14 protein-coding genes are annotated in these 13,666 nt (G+C 59.9%); 2 read left to right on the forward strand and 12 right to left on the reverse strand.

The features are described from left to right. Positions 1–111: 111 nt before the first annotated feature. From murB to ACYZTX_RS22945, 8 genes are all read right to left on the reverse strand, one after another. Complete coding sequence (gene murB / locus ACYZTX_RS22910) at positions 112–1,131, reverse strand: UDP-N-acetylmuramate dehydrogenase (protein ID WP_462035972.1); 1,020 nt, start codon at positions 1,129–1,131, stop codon at positions 112–114. Further along, positions 1,128–1,592 carry a low molecular weight protein-tyrosine-phosphatase gene (locus ACYZTX_RS22915; protein WP_462035973.1) on the reverse strand — a complete coding sequence of 155 codons (465 nt, stop codon included), beginning with the start codon at positions 1,590–1,592 and terminating at the stop codon, positions 1,128–1,130. Before ACYZTX_RS22915 ends, murB begins: the two co-directional genes overlap by 4 nt. Next, the gene (kdsB, locus tag ACYZTX_RS22920) at positions 1,592–2,356 is read right to left on the reverse strand and encodes a 3-deoxy-manno-octulosonate cytidylyltransferase (RefSeq protein WP_462035974.1); all 765 of its coding nucleotides are present in this window, start codon (positions 2,354–2,356) and stop codon (positions 1,592–1,594) included. Before kdsB ends, ACYZTX_RS22915 begins: the two co-directional genes overlap by 1 nt. Further along, complete coding sequence (locus ACYZTX_RS22925) at positions 2,353–2,538, reverse strand: Trm112 family protein (protein WP_007945752.1); 186 nt, start codon at positions 2,536–2,538, stop codon at positions 2,353–2,355. Before ACYZTX_RS22925 ends, kdsB begins: the two co-directional genes overlap by 4 nt. A 24-nt stretch (positions 2,539–2,562) precedes the next feature. Continuing rightward, on the reverse strand, positions 2,563–3,573 hold the full coding sequence (gene lpxK, locus ACYZTX_RS22930; protein ID WP_462035975.1) for a tetraacyldisaccharide 4'-kinase: 1,011 nt from the start codon (positions 3,571–3,573) through the stop codon (positions 2,563–2,565). Continuing rightward, positions 3,573–4,004 carry an ExbD/TolR family protein gene (locus ACYZTX_RS22935; RefSeq protein WP_008152382.1) on the reverse strand — a complete coding sequence of 144 codons (432 nt, stop codon included), beginning with the start codon at positions 4,002–4,004 and terminating at the stop codon, positions 3,573–3,575. Before ACYZTX_RS22935 ends, lpxK begins: the two co-directional genes overlap by 1 nt. Continuing rightward, positions 4,001–4,636 carry a MotA/TolQ/ExbB proton channel family protein gene (locus ACYZTX_RS22940; RefSeq protein ID WP_046054381.1) on the reverse strand — a complete coding sequence of 212 codons (636 nt, stop codon included), beginning with the start codon at positions 4,634–4,636 and terminating at the stop codon, positions 4,001–4,003. The genes ACYZTX_RS22935 and ACYZTX_RS22940 overlap by 4 nt, the downstream gene beginning before the upstream one ends. Before the next feature lie 98 nt (positions 4,637–4,734). Next, positions 4,735–6,957 (reverse strand): DNA internalization-related competence protein ComEC/Rec2, encoded by a 2,223-nt coding sequence (locus tag ACYZTX_RS22945; protein WP_462035976.1) that lies wholly within the window; start codon positions 6,955–6,957, stop codon positions 4,735–4,737. 135 nt (positions 6,958–7,092) lie between these two features. On the opposite strand from ACYZTX_RS22945, the gene ACYZTX_RS22950 reads away from it, so the two are divergent. Then, entirely contained in the window at positions 7,093–7,614 is a 522-nt protein-coding gene (locus tag ACYZTX_RS22950) for a DUF2062 domain-containing protein (RefSeq protein WP_462035977.1), read from the forward strand. 136 nt (positions 7,615–7,750) lie between these two features. On the opposite strand, the gene ACYZTX_RS22955 is transcribed toward ACYZTX_RS22950, so the two are convergent. From ACYZTX_RS22955 to ACYZTX_RS22970, 4 genes are all read right to left on the reverse strand, one after another. After that, positions 7,751–8,530, reverse strand: a complete 780-nt coding sequence (locus ACYZTX_RS22955; protein WP_462035978.1) for an ABC transporter permease — start codon at positions 8,528–8,530, stop codon at positions 7,751–7,753. After that, the gene (locus tag ACYZTX_RS22960; RefSeq protein ID WP_462035979.1) at positions 8,527–9,459 is read right to left on the reverse strand and encodes an ABC transporter ATP-binding protein; all 933 of its coding nucleotides are present in this window, start codon (positions 9,457–9,459) and stop codon (positions 8,527–8,529) included. Before ACYZTX_RS22960 ends, ACYZTX_RS22955 begins: the two co-directional genes overlap by 4 nt. A gap of 133 nt (positions 9,460–9,592) precedes the next feature. Then, positions 9,593–10,216 (reverse strand): glutathione S-transferase family protein, encoded by a 624-nt coding sequence (locus ACYZTX_RS22965; RefSeq protein WP_462035980.1) that lies wholly within the window; start codon positions 10,214–10,216, stop codon positions 9,593–9,595. A gap of 43 nt (positions 10,217–10,259) precedes the next feature. Further along, positions 10,260–10,919 carry a transglutaminase-like domain-containing protein gene (locus ACYZTX_RS22970; RefSeq protein ID WP_462035981.1) on the reverse strand — a complete coding sequence of 220 codons (660 nt, stop codon included), beginning with the start codon at positions 10,917–10,919 and terminating at the stop codon, positions 10,260–10,262. Between the two features lie 249 nt (positions 10,920–11,168). Here ACYZTX_RS22970 and ACYZTX_RS22975 point away from each other — a divergent pair, with 249 nt between their 5' ends. Further along, entirely contained in the window at positions 11,169–13,616 is a 2,448-nt protein-coding gene (locus ACYZTX_RS22975; RefSeq protein WP_462035982.1) for an acyl-CoA dehydrogenase, read from the forward strand. Positions 13,617–13,666: the final 50 nt, after the last annotated feature.

Raw genomic sequence — 13,666 nt, forward strand, 5'->3', positions numbered from 1 at the left:
GTGGAGCAAACGTTTGCATCGTTAGGTGGCTAAGTTAACTCAGCATTAACAAAAAAGCCCCGCACAGTTGAAGGTGTGCAGGGCTTTGAAATCAGTCTTGAAAGCATAGCCTCAATACCGATTGGGCTCCATTTCCAGGTCGACATGAAACCGTTCTGAAATGTCTTTCTGGATGCGTTGCGCCAGGTTCAGCAATTGCAGACCGGTCGCGTTGCCGTAGTTGACCAGCACCAATGCCTGCAGTTTATGCACGCCGGCATCGGCGTCACGGAAACCTTTCCAGCCGGCCCGCTCGATCAGCCAGCCCGCTGCCAGTTTCATTTGTCCGTCAGGTTGCGCATAGGCTACCAGGTCCGGGTAGTGCGCCTTGAGTTGTGCGACTAGCGCGGCGGGCACCAACGGATTTTTGAAGAAGCTGCCGGCATTGCCCAGCACCGCCGGATCCGGGAGCTTTTCATTGCGGATACTGCAAATCGCCTGGCTGACATCGGTGGCGGTGGGGTGATCGATGCCTTGCTCGGTCAGGCGCTGACGAACCGGGCCGTACTCCAGATGCAGGTGCGCGGCGCGGTCCAGGATGAATCGTACCCGCAGGATCAACCAGCGCCCCGGTTCCTGTTTGAACAGGCTGTCGCGGTAGGCGAAGTTGCATTCTTCCAGGGTGAAGTCCCGCAGTTTGCCGCTCTTGCGATCCAAAGCGGTCAGCCCGGCGAAAACGTCCTTGATCTCCACACCATAGGCGCCGATGTTCTGCATCGGTGCTGCGCCGACGGTGCCGGGGATCAGACTGAGGTTTTCCAGTCCGGACAAACCCTGCACCAGCGTGTGTTGCACGAACGGATGCCAAGGCTCGCCCGCCTCGGCTTCTATAACGACCTTGCTGCCGTCATCACTCAGGATGCGAATTCCGCGCGTGGCCATGCGCAGCACCAGCGACTGGATATCGTCCGTCAGCAGCAGGTTGCTGCCCCCGCCAATCACCAGCAGCGGCACATCATGTTCCACTGCATAGGCCAAGGCTTCACGCACGTCGGTATCGCTATGGGCTTGGGCAAATAACCGGGCCTGAACGTCGACACCGAAACTGTTGAACGGTTTGAGCGAAATCCGGGCTTGTACCTGCAAACTCATAACCGTCCCTTCAATTCGATCACCAGCAAATCACTGGCGCGCTCGATCAGGTCCAGCACCTGCTCAAAGCCTTGGTCGCCGTCGTAATACGGATCCGGCACTTCATCGATTTGCGACTGGTAGCGGCGCAGGAACAGATCCAGCTCGGCCTTGCCCTTGGCCGGTTGCAGGGCCTTGAGGTTGCGCAGATTGCTGTTGTCCATCGCCAGAATCAGGTCGTAGGCGGCGAAATCTGCACGGGACACTTGCTGGGCGCGCTGAGCGGACAGGTCGTAACCGCGCAGTTTCGCCGCAGCCTGGCTGCGCGTGTCCGGGGCCTTGCCGACGTGCCAGTCACCGGTGCCGGCGGAGGCGACTTCGATTCGATCGGCCAGCCCCGCTTCGCGCAGTTTGTGCCGCAACACACCTTCGGCCGTGGGCGAACGGCAGATGTTGCCCAGGCAGACGAACAAAACCCGCATCAGGCCTCCAGCAGGCGACGAACGCGCTCGAGGTCTTCAACGGTGTCGACGCCGGTGGGCGGTGCGATCAGCGCGTCGGCGACATGAATTCGCACGCCGTGCCACAGGGCGCGCAGCTGTTCCAGCGATTCGGTGTTTTCCAGCCAGCACGGGCCCCAGCTGACGAAGTCATTCAGGAAACCGGCGCGGTAGGCATAAATGCCGATGTGCCGACGATACGGCACGCCTTCCGGCAATTGCTCGCGGCTTTTGGCAAACGCGTCCCGGGCCCACGGCAATGTGGCACGACTGAACGTCAGTGCCAGGCCATTGAGGTCGCTGACGACCTTGACCACATTGGGGTTGAACAGGGTTTCCACGTCTTCGATCGGCTCGGCCAACGTGGCCATGCGCGCTTCGGTGTGGGCGGCCAGGTTGGCAGCCACCTGATCGATCACGCTCGGCGGGATCAACGGTTCGTCGCCCTGAACGTTGACCACAATGGCGTCCGGCGCCAGGCCCAGTTTCGTGGCGACTTCGGCCAGGCGATCGGTACCGGAATTGTGATCTTCGCGGGTCAGCACCACTTCGGCGCCAAACCCTTTGCAGGCCTCAACGATACGCGCATCGTCAGTGGCGACCACCACGCGCTCGGCACTGCTTTTGCTCGCCTGTTCCCAGACATGCTGGATCATCGGCTTGCCGGCGATCAGCAGCAGCGGCTTGCCCGGCAAGCGGGTGGAGGCGTAACGCGACGGAATGACAACGGTAAAGGCTGTGGTCATTTATCCAGACGCTCGTCGGTGGTCAGGGTACGGGCTTCGGTTTCGAGCATCACCGGGATGCCGTCGCGAATCGGGTAAGCGAGACCTGCGCCCTTGCTGATCAGCTCGGTTTTGTCGGCACTGAGCTTGAGCGGGCCTTTGCAGACCGGGCAAGCGAGGATATCGAGCAATTTGGTGTCCATGAGCATTCCCTGGATAAAAACGGATTAAGGCAAAAGACGAGCCGGCAACAGGCGCATCAGCTGCGTATCGAACCAGGCCACGAAGGCCGGCGATGGCGCAGCATCGACCGCCAGGTACCACCAATCGGCGGCGGCGAAGGTACGGCACTTCACCGCGTCCTTTTCGGTCATCACCAACGGCAATGACGGTGTGAAATTCAAGGCCTGCACGCTGTATTCGGCGTGGTCGGCAAACGCATGCGGGACTGGCTGCCAGTGTAGCGTTTCGAGGGTCTTGAAGAAACGCTGCGGATTGCCGATCCCGGCCACGGCGTGCAGCGCCTGGCCAGCGGGAAAGTGCTCGAGGGACCGCCGTTCGCCGGTTTTCAGATTGACCAGTTCGGTGGGCCGAAGCTGGAAAGCAAAACCGCCGTCGCGATCGCCAGTTGCGCCGTTGTAGAGCACCGCGTCGACGCTTTGCAGGCGCTCGACCGGTTCGCGCAATGGCCCGGCGGGCAGGCAACGCTGGTTGCCCAGGCCGCGGGCGGCGTCGATCAGTACCAGTTCCAGGTCGCGGGCCAGCCGGTAATGCTGCATACCGTCGTCGGAGAGGATCAGGTCCAGCGGTTCACTCGCCAGCAGCGCTTTGACGGCACGGCTGCGGTCCGGGTCGATCATCAGCGGGACGCCGGTGCGCTGAACGATCAACAGCGGCTCGTCTCCCGCGATTTCGGCGCTTTGATCAGCCTCAACCCGCCACGGCAGTTGCGGCGGTTTGGCGCCGTACCCCCGGCTGACCACGCCGACCCGCAAACCGCTGCGCTGGCAGTGCTGGATCATCCACAGAATCAGCGGCGTCTTGCCGGTGCCGCCAACGGTGATGTTACCCACTACGATCAGCGGCACCGGTGGCTGATAGATCTCGCCCTCACCCGCCAGAAAACGCTTGCGCTTATTCATGACCACGCGCCGATACAGCCACTCCAGCGGCTGTAACAACTTCAGGCCCGGATGACCTTCGTACCACGCTGCGAGCAAGCGATCGGACATGGCCATCAGGGCGCGGGCGGCGCCGCCTCGACAGTGGTCATGCGCAAGTGGCTGAAACCAAGCTTGCCGGCGGCGTCCATGGCGGTGATGACGGACTGATGCTGAGTCTTGCCATCAGCGCTGATGGACAGCGGCAGGTTGGTGTCGCCACTGGATTCTTTCTGCAACGCGTCCATCAGGGTCGCCAGGTCGTTCTTGGGCAATACCTGATTATTCACCGAGAACGCGCCTTCGGCACTGATGGCAACGTCCAGGTGTTTGACCTGCTGGTCTTCGGCAGGCGAACCGCTGACCGCTTCCGGCAGATCAACGCGCAACTGGGTTTCACGGGTAAACGTGGTGGTCACGACGAAAAACAGCAGCAGGATAAACACCACGTCGATCAGCGACGCGAGGTTGATGTCTACCGTTTCCCGCGGTTTGCGGCGGAATTTCACGCTTTGCCCCCATTCAGGTCAACATCACGATCACCCTGTACCACCTCAACCAGTTTGATCGCTTCCTGCTCCATGCCCACCACCAGCTCATCGATCCGGCGTTGCAGGAATCGGTGGAAGAACACTGCCGGGATACCGACCATCAGGCCCGCGGCCGTGGTGATCAGCGCTTTGGAAATACCGCCAGCCAGCACCGCAGCATTGGTGCCCATGCCCGTGCCCATGAACGCGCTGAAAATATCGATCATGCCGAGCACCGTACCCAACAGACCCAGCAACGGGGCCATGGCGGCGATGGTGCCCAACGCGTTGATGTAGCGTTCGAGCTCGTGGATGACCCGCGCAGCAGCTTCTTCAATGCACTCTTTCATGATCTCGCGACCATGTTTTGAGTTGGCCAGGCCAGCCGCCAGGATCTCGCCCAACGGCGAGTTGGCGCGCAGCTCCTTGAGTTTTTCTTTATTGAGTTGTTTGTCCTTGATCCATACCCAGACTTGCCCGAGCAAATGCTCCGGTGTCACACGGCTGGCTCGCAGGGTCCAGAGACGCTCGGCGACGATTGCCATGGCCGCGATGGAACTCAGAATGATCGGCAGCATCATCCAGCCGCCGGATTTGACCAATTCCCACACAGTGACAGTCCCCTCGAAAAAGTGCGCCACTCTAACATAGGGGGTGAGCGCACCGAAGACCGTGATGTCGCATCCGGTCGGGCTTTAATAACTCTGGGTTATTGCGAAGAGCGCCAGAAACGCTGTTCTTGACGCATCGTCCACGGCGGCTTGAAGCGTCCCAGTTGCAGACGGATGGCGCCCTGTTCGGCGCTGTCATAGATCGACATGCCGCGCTTTTGATAGCGCGCGATGACCGTTGGATGGGGATGGCCGAATGAATTGCCCTGGCCGCGGGAGATCAACACCGCTTTGGGTTGCAGCCCGTTGAGCAGCTTCATTGACGATGAACTGCGGCTGCCGTGATGCGGCGCCTGCAGCCAGTCTGTAGGTACCGCCAGAGGACTATCGAGCAGGGCTCGCTCGGCGGCGGCGTCTATATCACCGGTCAGCAACAGACGCTCACCGCTGGCTTCAATCTGCAGGACACAGGATTTTTGATTGCTGTCATTGGCTGAAGACCATTGCCAGAGCTGGAACCGCACATCGTCCCAGACCCATTGCTTGCCGCTCTCGCAGCCTTCTGCCTGCAACTCGTCAGGCAGCGCGAGGGGATCACCACTGACGACTCGCTTCACCGGCAAGCCATTGGCAACGGCCCGGGCGCCGCCCGCATGATCGGCGTCGGCATGACTGATCAGCATCAGATCGATTCCGTTCACACCCAGTTTGCGCAACGAAGGCAGGACCACCCGTTCGCCCAGGTCGAAATCGCCGAAACGTGGCCCGGTGTCATACAACAGCGTGTGATGACGGGTGCGCACCAGGATTGCCAGACCCTGGCCGACATCCAGCTGCCAGACTTCGGCAATGCCGTCAGGCAAGATTTGCCGGGGCGGAAAAACCAGCAACAGCAGCATCGGCCAGCCCAACGAGCGAAACGGCACACCTCGCGGCATTAATAGTAGAAAGGCACCCAATGTGCCGAGTGCCCATACCCACAACGGGATCGCCACCGGCACCCACGCGGGCAAGTACCCGGCCATCAGTGCCAGGCCCTCGAACAAAAGGTCGATCAAACCGCCTGCCAACCACAGCAGCCCTTCGCCTATATAAGGAAGGGGTAAAAACAACGTACCCAGCAACGCCGCAGGCAGCACGACCAGACTGATCCACGGCACCGCCAGCAAATTGGCCACCGGCCCGCTGAGGCTGATCGGCAACCCGAGCACCAGCAGCAATGGGCACAGCCCGATCGCGATCAGCCATTGGGCGCGGGTCCACGTTTGCCACCAACGCCATGGGCCCAACCGACCACCGAAGGTGAAGATCAACACCGCCACCGCCGCGAATGACAACCAGAAACCCGGTTGCAGGCTCGCCAGCGGGTCGAGCAGCAAAACGCCGTCGAGCGCCAGCAACAATGGCCACCAGGCACCGAGGTGGCGAAATCGCAGCCGCCACAACAGCACCAGTCCGATCATCACGCAGGCCCGCCGCACCGGCACCTCGAAACCGGCCAGCAGCCCATAACCCAGAGCCGCCGCGAACGCCAGTCCACAGGCCCACGGCAGCCAAGGCAAGCGTCTGGGCCACAGGCCATAACGGGCCATCCCGGCGATCAGCAGATACACCAGCCCTGCCAACAACCCAATGTGTTGTCCGGAAATCACCAACAGATGGACGGTGCCGGTGTCTTGCAGCACCTGCCAGTCTTCGCGACTCAATCCGGCGCCATCCCCCAGCACCAACGCCGTCAGCGCACCCGTTCGCCCTTGGGCATCCACGGACTGCAAACGCTGGCGAATGCCGTCGCGCCAGGCCCACCGGGTTTCCATCAACCGCTCGCCATCCTTGACCGTCCCGGTCGCACCGATGCGTTGCGCCAGCAGCCAGGCGTCATAATCGAAGGCATGGGGATTGAGCAGCCCGGCAGGACGCTTCAACTTGATTGCCAGTCGCCATCGTTCGCCGCTCTGCACCGGCGGCCCGTCATACCAGGCCAGGCGAATTCGTTGCGGCAACTTACCGTGTCGAGACCGCGCATCCGCCAGTTCGAAACGCACGACTGCCTCATTGTTCTGGGGCAATCCCACAACCTGCCCTTCAACCCAACGGGTTTCGCCATCGAGGCTCATCAGCAGTCGATCATCCAGTGCCCACTGCGCCTGCGCGCACGCCCAACTGAAGCCGAACAACAAAAATGCCAGTGGATAGCTGCGAAACGGCAGCGCCATCAAACCTATGACCGGCAGCAACATCCAAAACCAGACCGGCGGTAATATCGGTAAAAAACGCAGGATCAACAGACCCAACGCCAGCGCCATCATCCCTGTGCGCATAAGCCCGTCCTTGAGAGTTCCCTACTAGGCATAGACGGCCAATCGCACGGGCATCGTTATTAATTGTCACAAAGTCTGAATGGGCGGTTCATAGAATCCAGACATACTTGCCGCCTTAACCGACCGAGATGCCTTATGCCCCGGCGCTTATTCAAACGTTACATGCCAGACCCGACCAGCATCAGGGAACACAAATCCTTACGCTTTCTCGGCAATCTGCTGCATGACCCGAACCTCTGGCACCTCAACCGCCATTCCGTCGCACGGGCCATGGCTGTGGGTCTGTTCGCGGCATTCCTGCCGATTCCGTTGCAGATGCTGGTCGCCGCCATACTGGCAATCATGGTGCGTGGCAACATGCCGATTGCCGTCAGTCTGGTCTGGCTGACCAACCCGATCACCATGCCGGCTGTGTTCTTCTGCACCTACCAGACCGGTGCCTGGTTGATGGACGTCCCTGCACGCCATCTGCCGGATGAACTGACCTGGGAATGGATCAGCGGCGAACTCTCCTCCCTGTGGCAGCCGTTTTTGCTCGGTTCAGTGGTGATGGGGCTGGTATTGGGTGCCCTCGCTTATTGCCTGACCATGATGTACTGGCGATGGTGGGTGAGTCGGCAGTGGAAGCGGCGCAAGCGCAGCCGGATGCAAGAATGAAAAACGGCGCCTGGAAAGGCGCCGTTTCTGGCTTGGAATACTTTTGTAGGAGCTGGCGAAGCCTGCGATCTTTGAGCGTCAGCTCAAGCAGCGCAATTCAAGATCAAGATCAAAAGATCGCAGCCTGCGGCAGCTCCTACGTACGCATCCCGCGACCGCTGACCAGCAGCCGTGCGCAACCGACATACAACACGACAGTCGCCACCAGCATGAAGGTGATCGCCACACTGATCCTGATGTCCGAAACACCAAGAATGCCGTAACGGAAAGCGTTGACCATATGCAGCACCGGGTTGGCCAGGGACACGGTCTGCCAGAACGGCGGCAGCAAGGAGATCGAGTAAAACACCCCGCCCAGGTACGTCAGCGGTGTCAGCACAAACGTCGGGATGATCGAGATGTCATCGAAGTTGCGCGCAAACACGGCGTTGATAAAGCCCAGCAGCGAGAAAATCGTCGCCGTCAGCACCACCACCAGAATGGTCACGCCCAGGTGATGCACCTGCAAGTCGGTGAAGAACAGCGACAGCAGCGTCACGATGACTCCGACCATCAAGCCGCGCAGCACGCCGCCCAGAGTGTAGCCGATCAGAATCGTATGCGGCGATACCGGCGACACCATCAATTCTTCGATGGAACGCTGAAACTTGCTGCCGAAAAAACTCGAGACCACGTTGCCGTAAGAGTTGGTGATCACCGACATCATGATCAGCCCCGGCACGATGTACTCCATATAAGTGAAGCCACCCATGTCACCGATCTGCCGACCGATCAGGTTGCCGAAGATCACGAAGTACAGAACCATGGTGATGGCCGGCGGCAGCAGCGTCTGCGGCCAGATCCGGGTAAAGCGTTTGACCTCTCGGTAAACGATGGTATTGAGGGCAACGAGGTTGGGTTGCAGCTCGGAACTCATACCGCCACCTTCGACAGATTTTTCTCCACCAGGGACACGAACAACTCCTCGAGGCGATTGGTTTTGTTACGCAGGCTCAGCACTTCGATGTTCTGTTGCGCCAACTGGGTGAACAGCGCGGTGATGCCCATGGCCTTGTCGACCTGAACTTCCAGGGTGTGGCTGTCGAGCAGCCTGGTCGGATAGTCGAGCAACTGCGGCGCGGTTTGCAGCGTGTTTTTGATGTCGAGCAGGAACGTTTCCACATGCAGTTGGCCGAGCAACTGTTTCATGCTGGTGTTCTCGACGATGGTGCCGTGGTCGATGATGCCGATGTTGCGGCACAGCTGCTCAGCCTCCTCCAGATAGTGGGTGGTGAGGATGATGGTGATGCCTTTCTTGTTCAGCTCGGTGAGGAAGGTCCACATCGAACGACGCAGTTCGATGTCCACACCCGCCGTCGGTTCGTCGAGGATCAGCAGGCGCGGTTCGTGAACCAGCGCACGGGCGATCATCAGTCGACGTTTCATGCCGCCGGACAGTGAACGCGACGGCGTATCGCGCTTGTCCCACAGACCCAACTGAGTCAGGTATTGCTCGGCGCGTTCCTTGGCGATTTTCGGCGGGATGCCGTAGTAACCGGCCTGGGTCACGACGATATCGAAGGTCTTCTCGAACTGGTTGAAGTTGAATTCCTGGGGCACCACGCCGATGGAGCGCTTGAGCTGCGCAGGATTCTTGTCCAGGTCGTGACCGAAGATATTCACCGTCCCGCTGGTCTTGTTCACCAGGGTCGAGAGAATGCCGATGGTTGTGGATTTGCCGGCGCCGTTAGGGCCAAGCAAGGCGAAAAAGTCACCTTCGGCGACGTCCAGATCGATACCACTCAGGGCCTGGAAACCGTTGCCGTAGGTTTTGGTTAGCTGCCGGATGGACAGAGCGGAACTCATATCGGATTTACGCACCAAGAAGGGAAGAAAGGGAAAAATAAGGGCGGGCGGCGACTGATACAACCGCGGCGCACGAGCGCAATGGTGCTTGTCGCCGCCACACAAGTACAGTCAAGTGTGTCGATAGTGAGTATTAAGTCAACGCGGTCATAACCGCTTTCTGATACGCCGGACGCTGTTTCAGGCGTGCGTACCAGGCTTCAAGATTGGGCTGCGGCGCACGCTCGATCGGCATCTCGAACCAGGCATAAATGAAACTGCCCAGGGGAATGTCGCCCATGCCGATTTCATCGCCGGACAGGTACGGTTGGGTCGCCAGCGCCTGGTCGGCCATCGACAGCAAGTCATTGCATTCTTTGATCGCGGCGTTGATGGCCGGCCAGTCCTGCTTGTCTTCCGGGGTGCGCAACACGCCCCAGAACACCGTGCGAAACGGGCCGGCAAAACTTGAAGTGGTCCAGTCCATCCACTTGTCGCCAGAGGCCCGAACCTGTTGATCCTCTGGATACCAGGCTGTGCCGTTGGCGTGACGAGCCATCAGGTAACGCACAATGGCGTTCGATTCCCACAGCACGAAGCCATCGTCTTCAATCACCGGCACACGGCCATTGGGGTTCATTGCGCGGTACTCCGGCGTATCGACTACACCAAAGGCGCCGCCGGCATCGATGGCTTCATAGGCCATGCCCAGCTCCTCGGCGGCCCATAAGGGTTTCCTGACATTCGACGAGTTTTTCCGACCCCAGATCTTCAGCATGACCGCCTCTTTATGGATGAATGCGCAGGCAGCATACGCCGGATCAGGCGCGACTCAAATCGCTCTGCATGTCACCCAGCAACACTGGCAGTGTGTCGCTGAACAGATGCGGATAGCACTTTTCCAAGTGCTCGAAAAAGAACGCTTCAGGCACGTCGGTGAACTGGCCGTGGTCGACCAGGTACTCCATCAAGTGCTCGCCGTCGCGATTGAAAGGATGGAATACGCTGTCGTTGATGCCGTCGAATTCCAGTGGTGCGACATTGAACAGTTCGCACAAGCCTTGGTTGAAGGCTGGCGTGGCTTTGACCCAGCGACCGTTCAGGTACAGCTCCGTATAGCCGTGCATGGCGAACACGTCGCTCTTGAGTAACTCGAGCAACCGCGGCGTCGACAAATGATTGCGCACGTCCGCCAGACCGATACGCGCAGGGATCGCGCAATGCCGGGCGCATCCGGCCAGGAGCGTGGCTTTGGGTACGCAATAACTCTCCCCCGCTGCCAACGCATAACTGCCGCGCAAGGTATCCGGGTCACGGCTGAAGGTGTAAGGGTTGTAACGTACGGCTTCGCGCACGGCGTAATAGAGATTGATCGCCTGCTCGAGCGGGTCACGACGGCTGCCACGATGTTTTTCGGCGAACTCCACCACCGACGGGTGGTCACTATCGATGAAGCGGCCGGGACTCAGATACTCGTGCATGAGGGCAATCTCCTGGGGAAGCCACGAGTCTAGCGACAGGTTCAGCACAGAGATAACGACGTTTCGGCCAAACATGGACGCTTTGCCGCCCGCCCAACGAACGATTTGCGCGGCCCGGTGCCAACCGGTCCTACAAAACACATCGAAGGTTTCCCACGATTTCAATCACATCGCTCTGACCACCCTGTTTTGCGGATGCCGTCTAAGCTCTGAAGGTTGGTTTTACCCTGGTTTCACGGAGGATTAAATATGCTGCTGTTGTGGATACTGGTTCTGGTTGTCGGGATTGCGTATTTAGCCCACCGTCGTATCGCCCCACTGCCCGCCCTGTGCGTCGTTGCCGTTTACGTGGTGGCGATGGGCGCTTTCAGCCGCGCGCCAGGCGGGTTGCTGCTGGTTCTCTGGGTGTTGATCGCGGCTGTCGCAGCGCCCTTGTTGCTCCCCGACCTGCGCCGTAAATATTTCAGTGCGCCGCTGTTCAACTGGTTCCAGAAAACCCTGCCGCCGATGTCGAAAACCGAACGCGATGCGATCGATGCCGGCACCGTGTGGTGGGACGGCGAACTGTTCAGCGGTCGCCCGGACTGGAACACACTGCTGTCCTATCCAAAAGCGCAGATGAGTGAAGAGGAACAGGCCTTTATCGACGGCCCGACCGAAGAACTCTGCGCCATGGTCAGTGACTGGCAGATCGGTCAAACCATGGACCTGCCTCCCGAGGCCTGGACCTTCATCAAGGAGAACGGCTTCTTCGCCCTGATCATTCCCAAGGAGTTCGGCGGCAAGGGTTTCTCCGCCTATGCCCACTCGCAGGTGGCGATGAAACTGGCGACCCGCAGCGGCGACCTCGCGTCCACCGTGATGGTCCCCAACTCCCTCGGCCCCGCCGAATTGCTGCTGCATTACGGCACCGACGAACAGCGCAACCATTACCTGCCCCGACTGGCGCGCGGTGACGACATCCCGTGCTTCGCACTGACCGGTCCACTGGCCGGTTCAGATGCCGGCTCCATGCCCGACTCCGGCGTGATCTGCAAAGGTGAATGGGAAGGCAAGGAAACCTTGGGCCTGCGCCTGAACTGGGAAAAGCGTTACATCACGCTGGGCCCGGTCGCCACCCTCCTCGGCCTGGCCTTCAAGGCCTACGACCCGGATCACCTGCTGGGTGAAGAGGAAGACCTGGGGATCAGTCTGGCGTTGATCCCGACCGATACCGCCGGTGTTGAAATCGGTCGCCGTCACTTGCCGTTGGGCGCGGCTTTCATGAATGGCCCGAACTCCGGCAAAGATGTATTCGTACCGCTGGAGTTCCTCATTGGCGGCCAGGAAATGCTCGGCAAAGGCTGGATGATGCTGATGAACTGCCTGTCGGTCGGGCGTTCGATTTCGCTGCCTGCGGTCGGTACCGGCGCTGCCAAGTTCACCAGCCTGGTGACCGGCCAGTACGCTCAGATCCGTGAGCAATTCAATGTTCCTCTGTCGGCATTTGAAGGGATTCAGGAAGCGATGGCGCGTATCGGCGGCAACGCCTGGATGATGGACGCCGCGCGGATGCTCACCGCCAGCGCGGTGGACCTCGGTGAAAAACCGTCGGTGCTGTCGGCGATTCTCAAGTATCACCTCACTGAACGCGGCCGCGAGTGCATCAGTCACGCCATGGATGTGCATGGCGGCAAGGCAATCATCATGGGACCGAACAACTACCTCGGTCGTAACTGGAATGGCGCGCCGATTTTCATCACCGTAGAAGGCGCGAACATTCTCTCGCGTAACTTGATGATCTTCGGTCAGGGTGCGATTCGCTGCCATCCATTCGTGCTCAAGGAAATGGCCCTCGCCGGTCGTGAGGACAAGGATCAGGCCCTCACCGAATTTGATGGTCTGCTGCTCCAGCACATCGGTTTTGCCGTGAGCAACGCCGCCAGCACCCTGGTGCTGAACCTAGGTTTCGGCCATTTCGAACACATGCCAGGCAACAGGCTCAGCCAGGGTTACTTCCGTGCCCTCAATCGGCAGGCTGCCGCGTTCGCTATGCTGGCTGACCTGAGCATGATGCTGCTGGGCGGTGAACTGAAACGACGCGAACGTCTGTCGGCTCGCTTGGGGGATGTGCTCAGCAACCTGTACCTCGCCTCCGCAGCGCTCAAGCGTTACCACGACCTCGATTCACCGGAACACATGGCACCGCTGTTTACCTGGGCCATGGAAGAAAGCCTTGGTCAGTCGGAGCGTGCGCTGGATGAACTGCTGACCAACTTCCCGAACAAAGTGTTGGGTTGCCTGCTGCGGGTGATCGTGTTCCCGTTCGGCCGTCGTCACAAAGGGCCGTCGGACAAACTGGGCGCCGAAGTGGCTGCGGTGATTGGCCGTGCCAAGGGCGATCCGACGCTCGAAGAATTGCTCGGTGGTTGCTACCGTCCGCAATCGGCTGATGACGCCGTCGGTGCTCTTCAACACGCCTGCAACCTGTTGAACGCAGCGCAGCCGTTGCAGAAAAAGCTGCATGTCGCGCTCAAAAGCGGTCAGGTCAAACCGGTCGCCGGGGAACACGCCATCGATGCAGCGCTTGAGGCTGGCGTGTTGCAGCCAGTGGAAGCGCAAACCCTGCGTGACGCCGAAGCGGCGCGGCGCAAGGTGATCGATGTCGATGATTTCGACAAAGAGGAGCTGGCGCTGGCAGACGGAAAGGTCCGCTGATCCAGCAAGTCATGTGCCTTCTACCTGTAAAAAGGGGCGCAGGGGCTTTA

The sequence above is a fragment of the Pseudomonas sp. MDT1-17 genome, from assembly GCF_054898105.1.